Source organism: Kitasatospora cheerisanensis KCTC 2395 (genome assembly GCF_000696185.1).
Taxonomy (GTDB): Bacteria; Actinomycetota; Actinomycetes; order Streptomycetales; family Streptomycetaceae; genus Kitasatospora; species Kitasatospora cheerisanensis.
Genome location: NZ_KK853997.1, coordinates 2,135,198 through 2,154,569, shown reverse-complemented (window position 1 = coordinate 2,154,569; position 19,372 = coordinate 2,135,198). Strand labels below are relative to the sequence as shown.

Here is a 19,372-nt window from a genome sequence, read left to right as displayed (position 1 = left end):
CAGGCTGTGATTCTCTTGTTATGACCACGCTGGAAGTTGATCTCAGTACATGGTCGAAAACCCCAGGTGGAGCCCGGAATTCCGGGCTCCGTCCCGAAGAGTGGATGGTTGAGGTTCCCAACTCCCTGGTCACGCTTGGCAACTCCGCTTATCGGACAGGTTTGTCCGACGATGTCGGGCTGGTCGCAGGTGTCCGATTATCGGGAATGTCGCAGGTCGAATGCAGTGCCGCCGAAAGGTCGCGGGCATACGAGTCGCCCAGAATCTGGCTCGCCGTCTCCATGGCGCGCGTGTTACGCAGCGTTACATCGAGAAAGGGCAGCCCGGCGTCCGCCGGGCCGCCGAGCAGTCCGTCACCTTCAGGCCCACCCGTAACGAGATCGTCCGCCCCGCCGGCACCGTCTGCGGCAGCCAGCCCGCCACCACCACCGACAGGCCGCGGTACCCCTGGCTCACCCCCAGCACGTCCACCGGCCCCGGGCCGTTGTTGTACACCGTCAGCGACAGCGCGAACGAGTCCTGCCCGACCGGCAGCGGGCCGCCGTACGCGAACCGGGTGGACTGCGAGGGGAAGGGCTGGACGGGCTGCGAGGGCGGCGAGTTGGCCGCGGCCTCGGTGCGCTCGATCGCGTGACGGGCCGTCAGGAACAGTGCCAACGCCAGCAACGCCGCGACTGCCAGCGCTTTCTGGCGCCCACTCAGCAGTCGCGGCGGCTCCTCGGCGTACAGCCTGAGCTTCGTCCAGGTGCCCTCGCCCGGCTCCACCGGGCCGAGGAACTCCCCTGGCTCGCCCGGCCGTTCGCGCTCTGCGGACATGGCGGCGCCCCCTCGTCCAGCCGAGACTGCCCCTGCCGGGGCGCGGCCAAACCCAGGGGGCGCGCGGGGAGTTGGGGGTGTTCGCCGTTACAGGTCGCGCAGCATGCAGGTCAGCCGGCAGCTGGTGATCCGGCGGCCGGTGTCGTCCGTCACGGCGATCTCGTAGGTCGCCGCGGTACGGCCCTTGAACACCGCCGTCGCCACGCCCGTCACCAGGCCCGAAGTGGCCGAACGGTGGTGAGTGGCGTTCAGGTCCACGCCGACCGCGTAGCGGCCCGGGCCGGCGTGCAGCATCGCGCCGATCGACCCCAGGGTCTCCGCCAGCGCGGCCGACGCCCCGCCGTGCAGCAGCCCGTACGGCTGCTGGTTGCCCTCCACCGGCATGGTGCCCACCACCCGGTCCGGGGAGGCCTCCACGATGGTGATGCCCAGCTTCTCGCCCAGGTGCCCGCCCGAGAAGGTCGACGGGCTCACCCCCAGCTTCGCGAAGTGGTCCAGCACGTCCTGGGGCACGTTCAGTACGGGCGCCGAGTCGGTCATGGTGCTCCTGTTCGGGGTTCACTTCGTTGGGCGGGTCGATCGTACGACTGTCTACCCGCCAGTAGGGAGGAGGCCCGCGCCGCGCCGGGAGATGTCGTCCCCGGGCCCTAGGATCGGGGAGGCAGTGCAATCCGGCAGGAACGGGACGTGACGTGGCGACACAGGGTGCAGGTAAGAGCGCGGCCGAACGGCCCCGGCTGATGCTCCTCGACGGGCATTCGATGGCCTACCGGGCCTTCTTCGCCCTGCCGGTGGAGAACTTCTCCACCACCACCGGCCAGCACACCAACGCGGTCTACGGCTTCACCTCGATGCTGGTCAACACCGTCCGGGACGAAGCGCCCACCCACCTCGCGGTCGCCTTCGACCTCTCCCGGCAGACCTTCCGCGCCACCGAGTTCCCCGAGTACAAGGCCAACCGCGCCAAGACCCCCGACGAGTTCCGCAGCCAGATCCCGCTGATCGGCGAACTCCTCGACGCCATGCGGATCCCGCGGCTCACCGCCGAGAACTTCGAGGCCGACGACATCATCGCCACCCTCGCCACCGCGGCCGTCGCCGAGGGCTACGAGGTGCTCATCGTCACCGGCGACCGGGACTCCCTCCAACTGGTCAACGAGCACGTCACCGTGCTCTACCCGACCAAGGGCGTCTCCGAGCTCACCCGCTACACCCCCGAGAAGGTCGCCGAGAAGTACGGCGTCCGCCCCGACCAGTACCCGGACCTCGCGGCGCTGCGCGGCGACCCGTCCGACAACCTGCCCGGCATCCCCGGCGTCGGCGAGAAGACCGCCGCCAAGTGGGTCAACCAGTTCGGCTCCTTCGAGGAGTTGGTGAACCGGGCCGACGAGGTCAAGGGCAAGATCGGCGAGAAGCTCCGCGAGCACCTGGACTCCGTCAAGCGCAACCGGATCCTCACCGAGCTCGTCCGGGACGTCGAACTCCCGCTCACCGTCCCCCAGTTGGAGCGCGCACCGTTCGACCGGGAGGAAATCGCCCGGATCATGGAGGCGTTGGAGTTCCGCAACCCCAACTTCCGCGACCGGGTGCAGGGCATCGACCCGGCCGGCGCCGAGACCGCCGCCGCCGAGATCCCCACCGGCCCCGCCGTCGAGGGCGACCTGCTGACCGTCCCCGGCGCGCTCACCGCCTGGCTGGAGGAGCACACCGCCGACGGCGCCCGCACCGCCCTCGCCGCCGACTACGAGTGGGCCCTCGGCGCCGGCCAGGTCAAGCAGGTCGCGCTCGCCACCGGCACCGCCGCCGCCTGGTTCGACCCCGCCGCCCTGGAGGAGGACGACGACCGGGCGTTCACCGCCTGGCTCGCCGACCCCAAGCGCCCCAAGGCCCTGCACATCGCCAAGCAGGTCATGCGCGCCTTCGCCGAGCAGGGCTGGCAGTTCGCCGGCGTCACCGCCGACACCGCCCTCGCCGCCTACCTGGAGAAGCCCGGCCGCCGCGCCTTCACCCTCGACGTCCTCGCCGAGGAGTACCTGGCCCGCTCGCTCGCCCCCGCCGCCCAGGCCGAGACCGGCCAGCTCAGCTTCGACGCCGACGAGCCCGACCCCAGCGCCGGCGCCCAGGCCCTGATGACCGAGGCCCGCGCCGTCCACGACCTCGCCGAACTCTTCGACACCCGGCTCGCCGAGGTCGGCGCCGTGCAGCTCTTCCACGACATGGAACTGCCGATCGCCGAACTCCTCGCCCGCATGGAGCGCTACGGCATCGCCGCCGACCGCGCCTGGCTGCAGGGCCTGGAGGCGCAGTTCGCCGCCGAGATCCAGCGCTGCGTCGAGGAGGCGCACGCCGCCGCCGGCCGCGAGTTCAACCTCGGCTCGCCCAAGCAGCTCCAGGAGGTCCTGTTCGGCGACCTCGGCCTGCCCAAGACCAAGAAGATCAAGACCGGTTACACCACCGACGCCGACGCCCTCACCTGGCTCGCCACCCAGACCGACAACGAACTGCCGGTCATCCTGCTCCGCCACCGCGACCAGGCCAAGCTGCGCACCACCGTCGAGGGCCTGCTCAAGACGGTCTCCCCGCAGGGCCGCATCCACACCACCTTCAACCAGATGGTCGCCGCCACCGGCCGCCTCTCCTCGCAGGACCCGAACCTGCAGAACATCCCGGTCCGCACCGAGGAGGGCCGCGCCATCCGCCGCGCCTTCGTGGTCGGCGAGGGCTACGAGACGCTGCTCACCGCCGACTACTCGCAGATCGAACTGCGCATCATGGCGCACTTGTCCGAGGACGCCGCCCTCATCGAGGCCTTCGCCTCCGGCGAGGACCTGCACACCACCGTCGCCTCCCAGGTCTTCTCGGTCGCCCCCGACGCGGTCGACGCCGAGATGCGCCGCAAGATCAAGGCCATGTCGTACGGCCTCGCCTACGGCCTGTCCGCGTACGGCCTGTCCCAGCAGCTCGGCATCAAGCCCGCCGAGGCCCAGGGCCTGATGGACACCTACTTCGAGCGCTTCGGCGGCGTCCGCGACTACCTGCACAACGTGGTCGAGGAGGCCCGTGCCGTCGGCTACACCGAGACGCTGCTCGGCCGCCGCCGCTACCTGCCCGACCTCACCAGCGACAACCGGCAGCGCCGCGAGATGGCCGAGCGGATGGCCCTCAACGCCCCCATCCAGGGCTCCGCCGCCGACATCGTCAAGATCGCCATGCTGCGGGTCGACGAGGCCCTCCGCGCGGCCGGCCTCGGCAGCCGGATGCTGCTCCAGGTCCACGACGAAATCGTCCTCGAAGTCGCCCCCGGCGAGCGCGAGCAGGTCGAGGCCCTGGTCCGCGAGCAGATGGCCGGCGCCTACCCGCTGCGCGCCCCGCTCGACGTCTCGGTCGGCGTCGGCGCCGACTGGGAGGCCGCCGCGCACTGAGCCCTCCGCGCACTGAGCCCTCCGCGCCCCCGGGCGGCGTCCGCAAAATCGTTTGCAGGCGTCCGCCCGGGGCTCGGAGACTGGCCGGATGACCGACCAACCCGCCGCTGCCACCGCCACGTTCGCCGACAAGCCGACCCTGGAGGGGGAGCGGATCGTCCTCCGCCCCGTCAAGCCGGAGGAGGACCTGCCGTGGCTGCGGGTCATGCTCCAGGACCCGGACGTGCTCCGGTACACCTCGCCCGTGTACACGCCGGTCGCGCCCGAGTGGGACGAGGCGATGGAGAAGCGCGTCGTCGACTGGTACTCCACCCGCAACGAGCAGACCGACCGGCTCGACCTGATCATCGTCGACAAGGCCACCGGCCGCGGCGTCGGCGAGGTCGTCCTGAACGAGTGGGACGAGCCCAACCGCTCCTGCAACCTGCGCATCTGCATCGGCCCCGACGGCCGCGACCGCGGCTTCGGCACCGAGGCCGTCCGGATGGCCACCGACCACGCCCTCCGCGCCATCGGCCTGAACCGGGTCTCGCTGGGCGTCTACGCCTTCAACGGCCGCGGCCAACGCGCCTACGAGAAGGCCGGGTTCAAGGTCGAGGGCGTCCGCCGGCAGGTCCTCCGGTACGACGACCGGTGGATCGACGACATCGACATGGCGGCCCTCGCCGACGAGTGGCCGGGCCTCGGCGACCAGTAGGCTCCGCACGCCGGTTCGACGTGCGAGGGGGAGCGGAACGATGACGGTGCCACGGGGCGGGAGAACGAGAGCGGCGATCGTGCTGGCGGCAGCCGCGCTGGCGGCCGGGGGCACGGCCTGCGCGGCCGACCGGCCCCCGCCCGGCAGCCGGTGCCCCGTCAGGTCGCCCCCGCGAACCCGGCGGTGCCGGGCGCCGCGCCCACGTCCACCTGGTCGCCGTCCGCCGAGGTCTCGCCCACCCCGTCGCCGACCCGGACCGCCGAGGAGACGAGGACCACCACCGCTCCCGCCACGCCGCGGACCACCCCGGCGGCGACGCACCCCGACACCGACCGCAGCACGCCGAGGCGGATCACCCGGACGCCCACCCCGACCCGGCGCCGCTGAGCCGACGCGGCGTCACTTGCGCGGATTCGCGCGGCGGGTGGGCTCCGCCGTGGTCGGATCCTCCGGCCAGGGGTGGCGGGGGTAGCGGCCGCGCAGGTCGGCGCGGACGGCGCGGTAGCCCTCGCGCCAGAACGCGGCCAGGTCGCCGGTGACGGCGGCCGGCCGGCCGGCGGGGGACAGCAGGTGGACGGTGAGCGGGGCGCGGCCGTCGGCGAGCGCCGGGGCTGCGTCCCAGCCGAACAGCTCCTGGAGCTTCACGGCGAGGACCGGCCGGTCGCCGGAGTAGTCGACCCGGATCCGGCTGCCGCTCGGCACCGTGATCCGCTCGGGGGCCAGCTCCTCCAGCCGGCCCGCCTGCCCGCCCGCCCAGGGCAGCAGCCGCTGCAACGCGGCCGCGGTGTCGATCCGTTCCAGGTCGGCCCGGCGGCGGGCCCGGGAGAGCTCCGGCTCCAGCCACTCCTCGGCGGCCGCCAGCAACGCCGCGTCGCCGACGTCCGGCCACACCCCGCCGAGGGTGCGGTGCAGGAACGCCAGCCGCTCGCGCAGCCCCGCCGCGGCCGGCGGCCAGCTCAACAGCGCCGAGACGCCCTCCCGTTCGAGGCCGGTCAGCAGCGCCTCGCGCACCAGCACCGGATCCGGCGCGGCCAGCGGCGCCGCAGCCAGCTCGATCGCGCCGAGGGTCTCCACCCGACGGGCCGTCACCTCCCGCTGCCGGGCCGACCAGCCGACCTCCTCCCGCCCGTCCAGCAGCGGCGCGGCCGCCCGCCGGGCCGTCGCCTCGTCGACCGCGACCGCCCGCAGCACCCGCGCCGACGGCGACCCGGCGGGCCGGTCGGCCACCGCGATCGCCAGCCACCCGCCGGCCGGCAGCCGCGACCCGCCCTGCAGTCGGGCCGCCGTCCCGGACGCCATCAGGTACGCGCCGTCCCCGCCGTCCCGCGCCCGGGCGATCCGCTCCGGGTACGCCAGCCCGACCACCAGCCCGGCGGCGGCCGCGTCCGGCAGCCCGCCGCCGCCCGGCTGCTCCACGGCGCGCTCCAGCCGGCGCACCTCCTCCTTCCAGCGGCGCGCGTACGGGTCGCTGCCCTGCCTGACGGTGCGCCAGATCTGCGCGAGGTCGTCGCCGAGGGCGCGCGGCGGCTCCTCGGAGAGCAGCGCGACGAGTTCGGCGGCGCGCCGCGGGCCGACCGCGGCGGCGCCGTCGAGCAGCGCGCGGGCCAGCCGGGGGTGCAGGCCGGTGCGGGCGATCGCCCGGCCGCGCCCGGTGGGGCGGCCGTCGGCGTCCACCGCGTCCAGCGCGCGCAGGGTGGCGCGGGCGGCGGCCAGCGCCCCGGCGGGCGGCGGGTCGGGCAGGGTCAGGCCGGCGGCGTCCGGGTCGCCCCAGCAGGCGGCCTGGAGGGCGAAGGAGGTCAGGTCGGCGAGCGCGATCTCGGGGGTCGGGAAGCGGGCGGCGCGGGCGTCCTCCGCCTGCGCCCAGCACCGGTACACGGTGCCGGGGGCCTCGCGCCCGGCCCGGCCGGCGCGCTGCCGGGCCGCGGCCAGCGAGGTGCGGACGGTGACCAGCCCGGACAGGCCGCGGGCGTGGTCGGTGCGCGGCTCCCGGGTCAGCCCGGAGTCGACCACCACCCGCACGCCCGGCACCGTCAGCGAGGACTCGGCGACCGAGGTGCTCAGCACCACCCGCCGCCGCCGGCCCGCCGTCAGCGCCGCGTCCTGCACGGCCTGCGGCGCCTGCCCGTGCAGCTGCAGCACCTCGACGCCGTCCAACTGCCCGGCCACCCGGGCGATCTCGCCGACGCCGGGCAGGAAGCACAGCACGTCGCCGTCCCGTTCGGCGAGCGCCCGGCGGACCGTCGCCGCGACGTGCTCCAGCAGCGCCGGGTCGACCCGCGTCCCGTGCGGCGGCCGGACCGCCACCGGCGGCGGCGCCCACACCGCCTCGACCGGGTGCGAGACGCCCTCGGCGGCCACCACCGGCGCGCCGCCCAGCAGTTCGGCCCAGGCGTCGGTGTCGGCGGTGGCCGAGGCCAGCAGCAGCCGCAGCTCGGGGCGGAGCGCGGCCCGGACGTCCAGCAGGAAGGCCAGCGCGGTGTCCGCGTCCAGGTGCCGCTCGTGGCACTCGTCGAGGACCACCGTGTCCACGCCCGGCAGCTCGGGGTCGCGCTGCAGGCGCTGCAGCAGCACGCCGGTGGTGACCACCTCGACCCGGGTGTCCGGGCCGACCCGGCGCTCGCCGCGCACCGTGAAGCCGACCGTGCCGCCGACCGGCTCGTCCAGCATCCAGGCCATCCGCCGGGCCGCCGCCCGCACCGCCAGCCGGCGCGGCTCGGCGACCAGCACCCGGCGCGGCGGGCCGGGGCCGGCGAAGGGTCCAGCAGCCCGGCCAGGGCGAGCGGCACCAGGGTGGTCTTGCCGGTGCCGGGCGGCGCCGACAGCACGGCCGTGCCGTGCTCCTCCAGCGCCGCCGCGAGCGGGCCCAGCGCGGTGCGGACCGGCAGTTCGAGCCCCCCGGTGCGCACCGTCAGCCGTCCCGGCGGGCGACGAAGATCGCCGTCCCGGGGATGTGCCGGCCGCGCAGCGGGCTCCAGCCGCCCCACTCCTGCTCCAGGTGCTCGGGCCACTCCGGCTCGATCAGGTCGAGCAGCGTGAACCCGGCCCCGACCAGCTCCCGCACCCGGTCGCCCAGCGTCCGGTGGTGCTCGACGTAGGTCGCCACGCCCTGCTCGTCCTGCTCGACGTACGGGGTGCGGTCGAAGTACGAGGAGGACGCCGTCAGGCCCTCCTCGCCGGGCTCGTCCGGGAACGCCCAGCGGATCGGGTGGGTGACCGAGAACACCCACCGGCCGCCCGGCCGCAGCACCCGGTGCACCTCGCTCATCAGCCGCGCGGTGTCCGCGCTGAACGGCACCGCGCCGTACGCCGAGCAGGCGTGGTCGAAGGAGCCGTCCGCGAACGGCAGCACCGCGCCGTCCGCCTGCACCACCGCGACCGGCTCCAGGCCGCGGCCCAGGTCGATCCGCCGCGAGTGCTGCAGCTGCCGGTACGAGATGTCCAGCGCCACCGGCCGGGCGCCCTGCGCCGCCAGCCAGCGCGAGCACTGGGCGGCACCCGAGCCGACCTCCAGCACGTCCGCGCCCCTCAGCGCCGCCGGGTCGCCGAGCAGCCGCACCTCGGCCTCGTCCACGCCCTCCGGGCACCAGGTGAACCGGTCGTCGCCGAGGAACTGGCCGTGCTCGTCCTGGTAGTCGTCGGCGTTCCGGTCCCACCAGTGCCGGCTGGCCCGGCTGGACTCCTGCTCGCCTGCCTCCCGCCGCAGTGCCTCGTCGCCGTCGTCGTCCTCGTCGGCGTCGCTGTGGTAGGCGCTCGGGACGTCGTACCCGGCCGGGTCGTAGTCGCGGGGCTCGTCGGGACCGGGGGTGGTGGAGTGGGTCATGGAATCCGTCACGTAGGCTGTCGAATGCGGAAGCGCCGCTGCCGCGGAGCCGGTCCCGTACTCCCGTACGGAACCGGGTCGGGCCGTGGCATCCGGGGTAGGGCCGGTGTTCGAGCCGCCGCGAGGTGCGCCTTCGGAGGATATGGCCTGATCCGTCCCGGCCTCTACCGGTCTCGCCGACTTCGGCGTTGACCGTGCCCGGGTGTCCCCGTATGCTACAAGTTGCGCTGCGGGCCTGCGCGCCTCGGACGGAGCAGGTCGCGCTCGCATCTGTCGAAGACCCCACGGTCGTCAGACGGACATCGGGATTCCGATCGCTGGAATCGTTTCGATGGCCGTTTTCTGGCCTGTACGGCTTTCGGTGGGAGCGATCAGGGCCCTCCGCGTGGCATTACTACGACTTCATGTCCGTACCGGAGCCCTTTTCCTAATGACGAGCCCCACCGACACCTCTGTCAGCACCACCCCGCAGGTTGCGGTCAACGACATCGGCGACGCGGACGCGTTCCTCGCCGCGATCGACGAGACCATCAAGTACTTCAACGACGGCGACATCGTTGAGGGCGTCATCGTGAAGGTCGACCGTGACGAGGTGCTCCTCGACATCGGTTACAAGACCGAGGGTGTCATCCCGTCCCGTGAGCTCTCGATCAAGCACGACGTCGACCCCCACGAGGTTGTTGCCGTCGGCGACAACATCGAGGCCCTGGTTCTCCAGAAGGAGGACAAGGAGGGTCGCCTGATCCTGTCCAAGAAGCGCGCCCAGTACGAGCGCGCCTGGGGCACGATCGAGAAGATCAAGGAAGAGGACGGCATCGTCACCGGTACCGTCATCGAGGTCGTCAAGGGTGGTCTCATCCTCGACATCGGCCTCCGCGGCTTCCTCCCGGCCTCGCTGGTCGAGATGCGTCGCGTCCGCGACCTCCAGCCCTACGTGGGCAAGGAGCTCGAGGCGAAGATCATCGAGCTGGACAAGAACCGCAACAACGTGGTCCTGTCCCGCCGTGCCTGGCTCGAGCAGACCCAGAGCGAGGTCCGCCAGACCTTCCTCACCACCCTGCAGAAGGGCCAGGTCCGCTCCGGCGTCGTCTCCTCGATCGTCAACTTCGGTGCGTTCGTGGACCTCGGCGGCGTCGACGGTCTGGTGCACGTCTCCGAGCTGTCCTGGAAGCACATCGACCACCCGAACGAGGTTGTCGAGGTCGGCCAGGAGGTCACCGTCGAGGTTCTCGACGTGGACATGGACCGCGAGCGCGTCTCCCTGTCGCTGAAGGCGACCCAGGAGGACCCGTGGCAGCAGTTCGCCCGTACGCACCAGATCTCGCAGGTCGTGCCGGGTAAGGTCACCAAGCTGGTTCCGTTCGGTGCGTTCGTCCGCGTGGACGAGGGCATCGAGGGCCTGGTCCACATCTCCGAGCTGGCCGAGCGCCACGTCGAGATCCCGGAGCAGGTCGTCCAGGTCGGCGACGAGATCTTCGTCAAGGTCATCGACATCGACCTCGAGCGTCGTCGCATCAGCCTCTCGCTGAAGCAGGCCAACGAGTCCCTCGGTGCCGACCCGGCGTCGGTCGAGTTCGACCCGACCCTGTACGGCATGGCTGCCTCGTACGACGACCAGGGCAACTACATCTACCCGGAGGGCTTCGACCCCGAGGCGAACGACTGGCTGCCCGGCTTCGAGAAGCAGCGCGAGGAGTGGGAGCGGCAGTACGCCGAGGCCCAGGCCCGCTTCGAGCAGCACCAGGCCCAGGTCATCAAGTCCCGCGAGGCGGACGCGGCTGCTGCCGCCGAGGCCGGCGAGGAGGCCCCGGTTTCCGGTGGCGGCTCGTACTCCTCCAGCAGCGACGAGGGCTCCGGCGCGCTCGCCTCGGACGAGGCCCTGGCCGCGCTCCGCGAGAAGCTGGCCGGCGGCCAGAGCTGAAGCTCTGCGCTTCGGCTGCTGAATAGCTGACGCACACAGGAACCCCCTGCCCAGGCATTCCCTGGGCGGGGGGTTCCTGCTTTTTGCGCCCGGGCACCCGCCAAGGGGGGGTGCGCTGCGCGCGGCTGAGGTTTTGCGCCCATCTGCCGGCCTGGCCACCCGCGAGGGGAGGGTGTGCTGCGGTGGCAGGGGGCGGGTGGGTGAGTGGGAGTGGGAGTGGGGGAGCTTAAGTGGCGTTTATGTGAAGGGAATTGTGAGATGAGGCTCATCGTCCGGCTATAGGACGTTTGCGGAGTCGCGCATACCTTTGGGGCAGTTGTCCGAAAGGCGCCCCGCATGCGAAGCTCTCGCTCCACCGCAGCAGCAGAGGTCCAGGTTCTCCAGGTTCGAGGTCGGTTGGCCGCGCTCGGGCGGGTGTGTTTTCGGCACCGTCGCTGGGTGCTGGGGTTCTGGGCGGTCGTGCTCGCGGTGGGGGTGCTGATCGGCGGGCGGGTGTTCGAGGGGTCGGTGGCGGGGACCGGCAACGGGGGGTCGGAGTCGGCGCGCGGCACGTCCGTCGTCCAGGCCGCGGATCCGGTGCAGGGCACCGTGACGGCGGTGGTGGACGGGCCGGCGGTGGGCGCCGAAGGCGTGAAGGCGGCCGTCCAGCAGGCGAGTTCGGAGCTGGCGAAGCTGCCGGGCGTGCTCTCGGTGGCGGACACGTACTCGACCGGCGGGCAGCTGACCGCGGACGACGGCAAGGCGTCGCTGGTGAGCGTGCGGATGGCGGACGGGTCGTCGGCCAAGCAACTGAGCGCGGTGACGGACCGGCTGGAGCAGATCACCGCCGACGGGGCGCACACCGTGGTGGGCGGTGACCTGGTGCTCCAGCAGGAGGTGAAGGACCAGACCGCGAAGGACACCCGGTTCGGGGAGATCGTGACGCTGCCGCTCACCCTGATCGTGATGGTGCTGGTGTTCGGCGGGCTGGCCGCGGCGGGGCTGCCGGGCATCGGGGCGGTGGCCTCGGTGGGCGGGGCGCTGCTGGCGATGTTCGGTTTCAGCCGGATCATGGACATCGACACGTCCGTGCTGCCGATCGCGACGGTGCTGGGCCTGGGCCTGTCGATCGACTACGCGCTGCTGATGGTGAACCGGTTCCGGGAGGAACGCGGCCACGGCGCGACGATCGCGCAGGCGGTGGAGCGGACGGCGGCGACGGCCGGCCGGACGGTCGCGTTCTCGGGCTTGACCGTCGCGGTGGCGCTGAGCGGCCTGTTCGTGTTCACCAGTCCGGTGTTCCGGGCGGTCGCGGTGGCGGGCGTGAGCGTGGTGGTGATCGCGGTCGCGGCGGCGCTGACGCTGGTGCCGGCGCTGCTGGGCTTCATGGGCCGCCGGATCAAGGCGCCGACCTCGCCCGTCCCGGACGAGGGCTTCTTCTCCCGGACGGTGCGCCGGGTGCAGCGGCGGGCGGTGCCGGTGATGCTGGCGTGCGTGGCGCTGCTGCTCGCGGCGGGCGCGCCGTTCCTGGGCTCGCACTTCCGGAACTCGGGCGCCGACGTGCTGCCGAAGAGCTTCTCGTCCCGGCAGGTCGCCGAGGCCGTGCAGGAACGTTTCCCGCAGCAGGCCCCGGCCCCCGTGCAGGTGGTCGTCGAGGGCACCGCCCAGCAGGCGCAGCGCTACGCGGACACGGTGGTCGCCGCCCTGCCGGGCGTGTCCGGGGTGCGCGCCGTGACGCCCGTCTCGGACGGGGTGCAGACCGTGGACGTGCTGGTGAAGGGCGACCCGCAGGGCGCGGAGGCCAAGCGGGTGGTCGGCGAGCTGCGCGAGCACCGCGGCGGGCTGAACACGTACGTGACGGGCGACGCCGCGTCACTGGTCGACTTCCAGCACGAGATCGGCTCGCGCGGGCCGTGGGCGCTGGGCCTGGTCGCGGCCGGGACGCTGGTGCTGCTGTTCATGATGACCGGGTCGGTGGTGCTGCCGGTCAAGGCGCTGCTGATGAACGTGCTGTCGCTGGGCGCCTCGCTGGGCGCGCTGACCCTGGTGTTCCAGCACGGCTACTTCAGCGGGCTGCTCGGCTTCACGCCCACCGGCGGCCTGGAGACGATCATCCCGGTGCTGGTGTTCGCCTTCGCGTTCGGCCTGTCGATGGACTACGAGGTGTTCCTGCTCTCCCGGATCAAGGAGCTGCACGACCAGGGCCACGGCTGCCTGCGGTCGGTGGAGCTGGGACTGCAGCGCAGCGGGCGGATCATCACCTCGGCCGGCCTGCTGATGGTGATCGTGTTCGCCGGGTTCGCCGCCGGGCAGATGCTGATGGTCAAGCAGATGGGCGTTGCGCTGGCCGTGGCGGTCGCGGTCGACGCGACCCTGGTCCGGACCCTGCTGGTGCCCGCCACCATGTCGCTGTTCGGCCGGCTCAACTGGTGGGCGCCCGGCCCGCTGCGCCGCCTGCACCGGATCATCGGCCTCAGCGAGCACGTCGACCTGCCGCCGCTCACCCCGCCCGCGGTGCCCGCACCGCGCGCGGCAGAGCCCCGGCACTGGTGCCCGCGTCCTAGGCTTGGGCGCATGCGACTGACGAAGTTCGGCCATGCCTGCGTCCGGATCGAGCACGCGGAGGGGGCGGTGCTGATCGATCCCGGCATGTTCACCGGCCCCGAGGTGGTGCGGGACGTGAGCGCCCTGCTGATCACCCACGAGCACATGGACCACTTCACCGAACCGCAGGTGCGGGCCGCCGTGGAGGCGAACCCGGGCCTGCGGGTGTACACCAACCGGTCGGTGGCCCGGCAGTTGGACGGCATCGGGGCGCGGGTCACGGTGGTCGGGGACGGCGACGCGTTCGACCTGGACGGGCTGCCGGTGACGGTGCACGGCGAGTGGCACGCGGAGATCCACCCGGACATCGAGCGGATCCACAACATCGGGTTCCTGCTCGGCGGCCGGGTGTTCCATCCGGGCGACGCGCTGACCGTCCCGCCGGACACCGTCGATACCCTGCTGCTGCCGCTCGGCGCGCCGTGGCTGCGGGTGGCCGAGCTGGTCGACTACCTGCGCGACGCCCGCCCCCGGCAGGCGGTGGCGATCCACGAGGCGACGCTCAGCGAGGCCGGGCAGGCTGTCCACGGGCGGCTGCTCGGCCCGCAGGGCCCGGCACCGGCGGCGTGGAGTACCGGATGCTCACCGCCGGCGAGTCGGTCGAGCTGGTCTGACGGCCCGCCGGGAGGGCCGGTCGCCGGGAGGGCCGGTCGCCGGGCGGCGGCGCGGGGCTGACGGCCGGTCGGGGTGACCGGCCGTCAGACGGCGGGCACGGCGGCCGTGAACGGGCGGCCGTCGAGCGTCCAGTGCGGGTCGGGGGCGATCTCCAGGGCCGCGTACACGTGCGCGGCGACGTCGGTGTGGTGCAGCGGGCCGACCGGGGCGCCGGGGCGATGCCGGGGCCGGAGGCGGCGATCCACGCGGTGCGCTCCAGTTCGCTGCGCCCGCCGTGGCCGCCGGCGTCCACGTGCCCGTGGTCGGTGACCACGATGACCGTCCACTCCTCGGCGGCGTACGTGGAGCGCTCGCGCAGCGCGCCCAGCAGGCGGCCGAGGCGGACGTCGGCGGCCTCGACCGAGCGGCGGTAGTCCTCGCCGCAGCCGCGGAAGTGCGCCGTCTCGTCGACCGCGCCGAGGTAGACGAAGGAGGCCTGCGGGTCGTCGTCGGAGCGGGCGAGCACGTACTCGGCCTCGGCGGTGACCCGCTCGTCGCAGACCTCCCAGGCCTCCGGGGTGTCCTCCAGCGGCGCGATGTACGCCAGGCGGCCGGGGCGTTGAACAGCGGGCCGCCGTCGCGGGCCAGGAACAGCGGCTCCCAGCCGCCGGCCGCGAAGGTGCGGCGGCGGTGCTGCTTGGCCAGGCGGGTGGTGAAGTCCGGGAAGACGTCGAGGCGGTGGCCGCCGAAGTGGTTGCCGAGCACGCCGTGCTTGGCGACGCCGACGCCGGTGACGATGGTCGCCCAGCACGGGCCGGACATGGTCGGGGTGGCGTCGTCGACCTCGACGCGGCCGAGGAAACCGGCGGCGGCGACCGCGTCCAGGTGCGGGGTGTGCAGGTCGGGCAGCAGGTCGAGGCGGACGCCGTCGATGCCGACGACCAGGACCCGGCGCGGGCCGGCGGGCCAGTTGCTGGACACGGATGGTGCTCCGATCGTTCGAGGGTGCGGAGGGTGTTCGATGCAGGTGTTCGGCACCCTAGCGGCCCCGGGCGGCGCGTAGAGCTGTATGGACAACTTTTTTCGGACGGCCCTTGGGTGGAGGGTCCGAGAGTTCCCGCGGAGTTCGTCCGGCGTTCGCTCCGGGTCCGCTCCGGGGCGGGCCCCGCCGAGCGCCCCGGTACGGGCCGGTAACCTGACGGCATGCTGAGGATCGGACTGACGGGCGGCATCGGCGCGGGCAAGAGCGAGGTCTCCCGCCAACTGGCCGCGCTGGGCGCGGTGATCGTGGACTCGGACCTGATCGCCCGTGAGGTGGTCGCCCCCGGGACGCCCGGACTGGCCGCGGTGGCAGCCGAGTTCGGCGCCGGGGTGCTGCTGCCCGACGGCTCGCTCGACCGGCCCGCGCTCGGCCGGATCGTGTTCGGCGACCCGGCCCGGCTGGCCGCACTGAACGCGATCGTGCACCCGCTGGTCCGGGCCCGCTCCGCCGAACTGGAGGCCGCCGCCGGGCAGGACGCGATCGTCGTCCACGACGTCCCGCTGCTCGCCGAGAACGGACTCGCCCCGCTGTACGACCTGGTCGTGGTCATCGACGTCCCCGACGCCGAACGCCTGCGCCGGCTGACCGAGCTGCGCGGCATGCCCGAGGACGAGGCCAGGGCCCGGATGGCCGCCCAGGCCACCCGCGAGGACCGGCTCGCCGTCGCCGACCTCGTCCTCGACAACAGCGGCGACCTGGAGCAGCTCACCGCCCGGGTCCGCGAACTGTGGCAGCAGCTGGAGCAGCGCCGGGCCTGACCCCTTGCCGGAGCGGTCTGCCTCGCCGCCGGAGCAGCGCCGGGCCGGCCTGTTCGCCGGAGCACCGCCGGGTTCGGCGCGCGACCCGGTTGCCGCCGCGCGGGGGACCGGGGCCGGCGGGATGCTGGAACGACGAGGGTGCGGCGGTCGGCCCGCCCGGGGTCCTGAGCTGGGGGCCGGTCACGATGAGTTCCGGCAACAGGTGGGCGGCGCTGCCGTGCGGGCGGCGCCGCAAGTGGGTGGTCCTGGCGCTCTGGCTGGTGGTGCTGCTGTTCGCCGCGCCGCTGGCGGGGAAGCTGATGGGCGCCGAGGACAACCAGGCGTCCAGCTGGCTGCCCGCGAACGCCGAGTCCACGCAGGTGCTGGAGGCGCAGCGCCGGTTCCGGCCGGTGGACACCGCCGACGCCGTCGTGGTCTACCAGCGGGCGGGCGGCATCACCGTCGAGGACCACGCCAAGGCCGTCCGCGACGCCGAGGCGTTCGCCGGCGCCCCGCACGTGGTCGCGCCGGTGGTCGGGCCGGTCGCCTCCGCGGACGGGCAGGCGCTGCAGACCGTGGTGCCCGTGCAGGTCGGCACCACCGGGTGGAACAACCTCGGGCCCGCCGTGGACAGCCTGCGCGCCACCGCCTCCGCCGGCGCGCAGCCCGGGCTGGTCACCCACGTCACCGGGCCCGCCGGGATCGGCGCCGACCAGGCGAAGGCGTTCGCGGGCATCGACGGCACGCTGCTGTACGCGACCGTCACCGTGGTGATCGTGCTGCTGCTGCTCACCTACCGCAGCCCGGTGCTGTGGCTGCTGCCGCTGCTGTCCGCCGGCGCCGCGCTGACGGTCGCCGAGGGTGTGATCTACCTGTTCGCGGCGCACGCCGGACTGACCGTCAACGGGCAGAGCGCGGGCATCCTGATCGTGCTGGTGCTCGGCGCGGGCACCGACTACGCGCTGCTGCTGACCGCCCGCTACCGGGAGGAGCTGCGCCGCCACGAGGACCGGCACGAGGCGATGGCCGCCGCCCTGCACCGGGCCGGGCCGGCGATCCTGGCGAGTTCGGCGACCGTCGCCGCGTCGATGCTGTGCCTGCTGATCGCCGACATGAACTCCACCCGCGGCCTCGGCCCGGTCTGCGCGATCGGCGTGGCCGTCGCCCTGGTGGCGATGCTCACCCTGCTGCCCGCGCTGCTGGTGGCCTGCGGACGCTGGGTGTTCTGGCCGGTGCGGCCCGCCTTCGGCACGCCCGAGCCGACCCGCACCGGGCGGTGGGCGCGGACCGGCGCCTGGATCGCCCACCGGCCGCGCAAGGTGTGGATCGGCACCGCGCTGGCGCTGGCCGCCTGCACCGCCGGGCTGGTGTCGCTGAACGCGACCGGCCTGAGCACCGCCGGGACGTTCACCGGCACCCCCGACTCCGTCACCGGCCAGCAGGTGCTGGCCGCGCACTTCCCCGGCGGGACGGGCGCCCCGCTGACGGTGGTCGGCAACGCCGGGCCGCCCCTGGACGCCGTCCGGCAGGCCGTCGCGGCCACCCCCGGCATCGCCGGGATCGGGCCCGCCGAGGTGCGCGGCGGCGAGGCGCTGTTCCCCGCGACGCTCACCGACGCGCCCGACAGCGCCGCGGCCCGGGCCACCGTCGACCGGGTCCGCGAGGCGGTGCACGCCGTGCCCGGCGCGGACGCGAAGGTCGGCGGCTCCAGCGCGGTGCTGCTGGACGCCGGGCGGGCTGCGACGCACGACAACCGGACGATCATTCCGCTGGTGCTGGGCGTGGTCCTGCTGATCCTCGCCGCGCTGCTGCGGGCCGTCGTCGCGCCGCTGGTGCTGATCGCCACCGTGGTGCTGTCGTACGCGGCGGCGCTCGGGATCAGCGCGTTCTTCTTCGCGCACGTCTTCCACTTCGAGGCCCAGGACCAGGCGTTCCCGCTGTTCGTGTTCGTGTTCCTGGTCGCGCTCGGCATCGACTACAACATCTTCCTGATGACCCGGGTCCGGGAGGAGTCCGCCCACCTCGGCACCCGTCGCGGCGCCGTCGCCGGCCTCGCCGCCACCGGCGGCGTCATCACCTCCGCCGGCCTGATCCTCGCCGCGACCTTCGCGGTCCTCGGCACGCTGCCCGTCGTCGCCTTCGCCGAGATCGGCTTCGCCGTCGCCCTCGGCGTCCTGCTCGACACCCTCGTGGTCCGCTCCGTCCTGGTCACCGCCCTCACCGCGGACCTCCGCCACCGCATGTGGTGGCCCAGCCGCCTGTACCGGACCTCGCCGCGGGAGCAGCTACCGGGGTAGCACGGTTGGCGACAGGAAACCCTTACAGAACGCCACGGTGCGTATGCATGGCGTGCCAGACTTCTTCTCCGAGGGGCCGGACGGAACGCCCCTGGTTCCCCGCCTTCTGCGACGAGCGGGACGTTCCCGGAGGAGTATGTGGCATGTCCATGACGCTTTCGTTCGGTGCCGAACTGCGCCGCCTGCGTGAGGAGCGGGGGCTCTCGCTCGAAGGCCTGGCCAGGCGCCTGACCTACAGCAAGGGCTACCTCAGCAAGGTCGAACGGGGTGAGCGGGCGGCCTCGATCGACCTCGCCCGCCGGTGCGACGCGGCCCTTGACGCCGAGGGAAGGCTGAGCGGCCTGATCGAGGACCTGGTCGAGAGCGGTCGGCAGGCGGGCACCGGGCGACGTGAGCTGATGACCGCCGGCGCATTCTCCCTGCTGGCACTGTCCGCGCCCGGACGGGGCGCCGGCCGCCGGACCGGTACGGGCACGACCGCGCCGGTCGAGTTCACGCCGACCGCGCTCCTGCGGGAGGAGTACGACCGCGCGCGGCGGCTCGGACAGTGCGTCGACCCCGCCGTCCTGCTCCCGCTGCTGATTGAACAGGGGCGGACCACTGCGCGCATCGCGGCGTCCACCGGCGGACGGACCAGGTCCGAACTGCTCCTGCTGGCCTCCCGTTTCGCGGAGTTCACGGGGTGGATGGCGCAGGAGGCCGGAGACGCCCGAGCCGCGATCGAACACACCGCCGAGGCGGTGGACCTCGCGGAGGAAGCCGGCGACCTGCACCTCGCGTCGTACGCGCTGGTGCGCAGGGCACTCGTGACCTTCTACGACGGCGACGCGGCCCAGACGGTCGCACTGGCCGGTGCCGCGGCCGAGAACCGCAGGCTGCCGTACCGCATCAGGGGCCTCGCGGCGCAGCGGGAGGCGCAGGGACATGCCCTGGGCGGGGACCACCTGCGCTGCATGCGGAGCCTCGACCAGGCGCACGAGTTCCTGGCGTACGCCACCCGTGACGAGGCGTCGGGCCCGGTCATCGGCACCAGCAACCTCCCGGATCCTGCGGCGATGGTCACCGGCTGGTGCCTGTACGACCTGGGGCGTCCGAAAGAGGCGGCTGAGGTCCTGGACCGCGAGTGCGCGCGCATTCCGGCCCACGCCTTGCGCACCCGCACCCGCTACGGCCTTCGACAGGCGCTGGCCCATGCGGCGGCCGGCGAGGTCGAGCGGTCCTGCGCCGTCGCGGGTGAACTCGTCGGCATTGCCGGTGAGGTGCGGTCCGCGACCGTCGCGGCCGACGTGCGGCGGCTCGACCGCGAACTGGGCCGGTTCCGAGCCCACCGGGCCGTGCGGGAGTTGCAGCCGGCCCTGCTCGAAGTGCTCTCCACCGACCGTCCCTGAGCGGCGGCCCGGTGCATCAACCCGTCCATCCGTCCTAGAAGGGACTGTTCAGCTT

General features: G+C 73.5%; 12 protein-coding genes and 2 pseudogenes. 7 read left to right on the top strand and 7 right to left on the bottom strand.

What is annotated here, in order from left to right:
- Nucleotides 1–303 precede the first annotated feature (303 nt).
- Nucleotides 304–816 (bottom strand): hypothetical protein, encoded by a 513-nt coding sequence (locus KCH_RS37115; protein ID WP_051652926.1) that lies wholly within the window; start codon nucleotides 814–816, stop codon nucleotides 304–306.
- Nucleotides 817–903: 87 nt separating this feature from the next.
- The gene (locus KCH_RS09670; protein ID WP_035861407.1) at nucleotides 904–1,356 is read right to left on the bottom strand and encodes a PaaI family thioesterase; all 453 of its coding nucleotides are present in this window, start codon (nucleotides 1,354–1,356) and stop codon (nucleotides 904–906) included.
- A 200-nt stretch (nucleotides 1,357–1,556) separates the two neighbouring features.
- On the opposite strand from KCH_RS09670, the gene polA reads away from it, so the two are divergent.
- Nucleotides 1,557–4,238, top strand: coding sequence for a DNA polymerase I (gene polA, locus KCH_RS09665; RefSeq protein ID WP_425268891.1), 2,682 nt, complete (start codon nucleotides 1,557–1,559; stop codon nucleotides 4,236–4,238).
- An 88-nt stretch (nucleotides 4,239–4,326) separates the two neighbouring features.
- On the top strand, nucleotides 4,327–4,935 hold the full coding sequence (locus tag KCH_RS09660) for a GNAT family N-acetyltransferase (protein ID WP_035861401.1): 609 nt from the start codon (nucleotides 4,327–4,329) through the stop codon (nucleotides 4,933–4,935).
- Between the two features lie 158 nt (nucleotides 4,936–5,093).
- On the opposite strand, the gene KCH_RS09655 is transcribed toward KCH_RS09660, so the two are convergent.
- The 3 genes and pseudogenes from KCH_RS09655 to KCH_RS09645 form a co-directional block, all read right to left on the bottom strand.
- Nucleotides 5,094–5,291 (bottom strand): hypothetical protein, encoded by a 198-nt coding sequence (locus tag KCH_RS09655; protein WP_157031970.1) that lies wholly within the window; start codon nucleotides 5,289–5,291, stop codon nucleotides 5,094–5,096.
- A gap of 43 nt (nucleotides 5,292–5,334) precedes the next feature.
- Nucleotides 5,335–7,841, bottom strand: a pseudogene (hrpB, locus tag KCH_RS09650) (ATP-dependent helicase HrpB).
- 2 nt (nucleotides 7,842–7,843) lie between these two features.
- Nucleotides 7,844–8,767 (bottom strand): class I SAM-dependent methyltransferase, encoded by a 924-nt coding sequence (locus tag KCH_RS09645; protein ID WP_244305260.1) that lies wholly within the window; start codon nucleotides 8,765–8,767, stop codon nucleotides 7,844–7,846.
- A 418-nt stretch (nucleotides 8,768–9,185) separates the two neighbouring features.
- Here KCH_RS09645 and rpsA point away from each other — a divergent pair, with 418 nt between their 5' ends.
- Nucleotides 9,186–10,676, top strand: a complete 1,491-nt coding sequence (gene rpsA / locus KCH_RS09640; RefSeq protein ID WP_035861395.1) for a 30S ribosomal protein S1 — start codon at nucleotides 9,186–9,188, stop codon at nucleotides 10,674–10,676.
- Nucleotides 10,677–11,114: 438 nt separating this feature from the next.
- Nucleotides 11,115–13,934, top strand: coding sequence for an MMPL family transporter (locus KCH_RS09635; RefSeq protein WP_051652925.1), 2,820 nt, complete (start codon nucleotides 11,115–11,117; stop codon nucleotides 13,932–13,934).
- A 23-nt stretch (nucleotides 13,935–13,957) separates the two neighbouring features.
- Here KCH_RS09635 and KCH_RS46565 read toward each other — a convergent pair whose 3' ends face one another.
- Complete coding sequence (locus KCH_RS46565; RefSeq protein WP_341865367.1) at nucleotides 13,958–14,119, bottom strand: hypothetical protein; 162 nt, start codon at nucleotides 14,117–14,119, stop codon at nucleotides 13,958–13,960.
- A 98-nt stretch (nucleotides 14,120–14,217) separates the two neighbouring features.
- A pseudogene (locus tag KCH_RS47135) lies at nucleotides 14,218–14,834 on the bottom strand (alkaline phosphatase family protein); the annotation flags it as partial.
- Between the two features lie 222 nt (nucleotides 14,835–15,056).
- On the opposite strand from KCH_RS47135, the gene coaE reads away from it, so the two are divergent.
- The 3 genes from coaE (at nucleotide 15,057) to KCH_RS09615 (ending at nucleotide 19,317) form a co-directional block, all read left to right on the top strand.
- Nucleotides 15,057–15,653: a dephospho-CoA kinase gene (gene coaE, locus KCH_RS09625; protein WP_035861392.1), complete on the top strand. Its 597-nt coding sequence runs from the start codon at nucleotides 15,057–15,059 to the stop codon at nucleotides 15,651–15,653.
- A 185-nt stretch (nucleotides 15,654–15,838) separates the two neighbouring features.
- Nucleotides 15,839–17,929: an MMPL family transporter gene (locus KCH_RS09620; RefSeq protein ID WP_035861389.1), complete on the top strand. Its 2,091-nt coding sequence runs from the start codon at nucleotides 15,839–15,841 to the stop codon at nucleotides 17,927–17,929.
- 47 nt (nucleotides 17,930–17,976) lie between these two features.
- Nucleotides 17,977–19,317, top strand: a complete 1,341-nt coding sequence (locus tag KCH_RS09615) for a helix-turn-helix domain-containing protein (protein ID WP_341865366.1) — start codon at nucleotides 17,977–17,979, stop codon at nucleotides 19,315–19,317.
- Nucleotides 19,318–19,372 lie beyond the last annotated feature (55 nt).

Bases quoted from the DNA above. Each gene is read 5' to 3' on its own strand.
- KCH_RS37115 (WP_051652926.1), bottom strand. From the start codon at position 816: ATGTCCGCAGAGCGCGAACGGCCGGGCGAGCCAGGGGAGTTCCTCGGC.
- KCH_RS09670 (WP_035861407.1), bottom strand. From the start codon at position 1,356: ATGACCGACTCGGCGCCCGTACTGAACGTGCCCCAGGACGTGCTGGAC.
- polA (WP_425268891.1), top strand. From the start codon at position 1,557: ATGCTCCTCGACGGGCATTCGATGGCCTACCGGGCCTTCTTCGCCCTG.
- KCH_RS09660 (WP_035861401.1), top strand. From the start codon at position 4,327: ATGACCGACCAACCCGCCGCTGCCACCGCCACGTTCGCCGACAAGCCG.
- rpsA (WP_035861395.1), top strand. From the start codon at position 9,186: ATGACGAGCCCCACCGACACCTCTGTCAGCACCACCCCGCAGGTTGCG.
- coaE (WP_035861392.1), top strand. From the start codon at position 15,057: ATGCTGAGGATCGGACTGACGGGCGGCATCGGCGCGGGCAAGAGCGAG.
- KCH_RS09620 (WP_035861389.1), top strand. From the start codon at position 15,839: ATGAGTTCCGGCAACAGGTGGGCGGCGCTGCCGTGCGGGCGGCGCCGC.
- KCH_RS09615 (WP_341865366.1), top strand. From the start codon at position 17,977: ATGGCGTGCCAGACTTCTTCTCCGAGGGGCCGGACGGAACGCCCCTGG.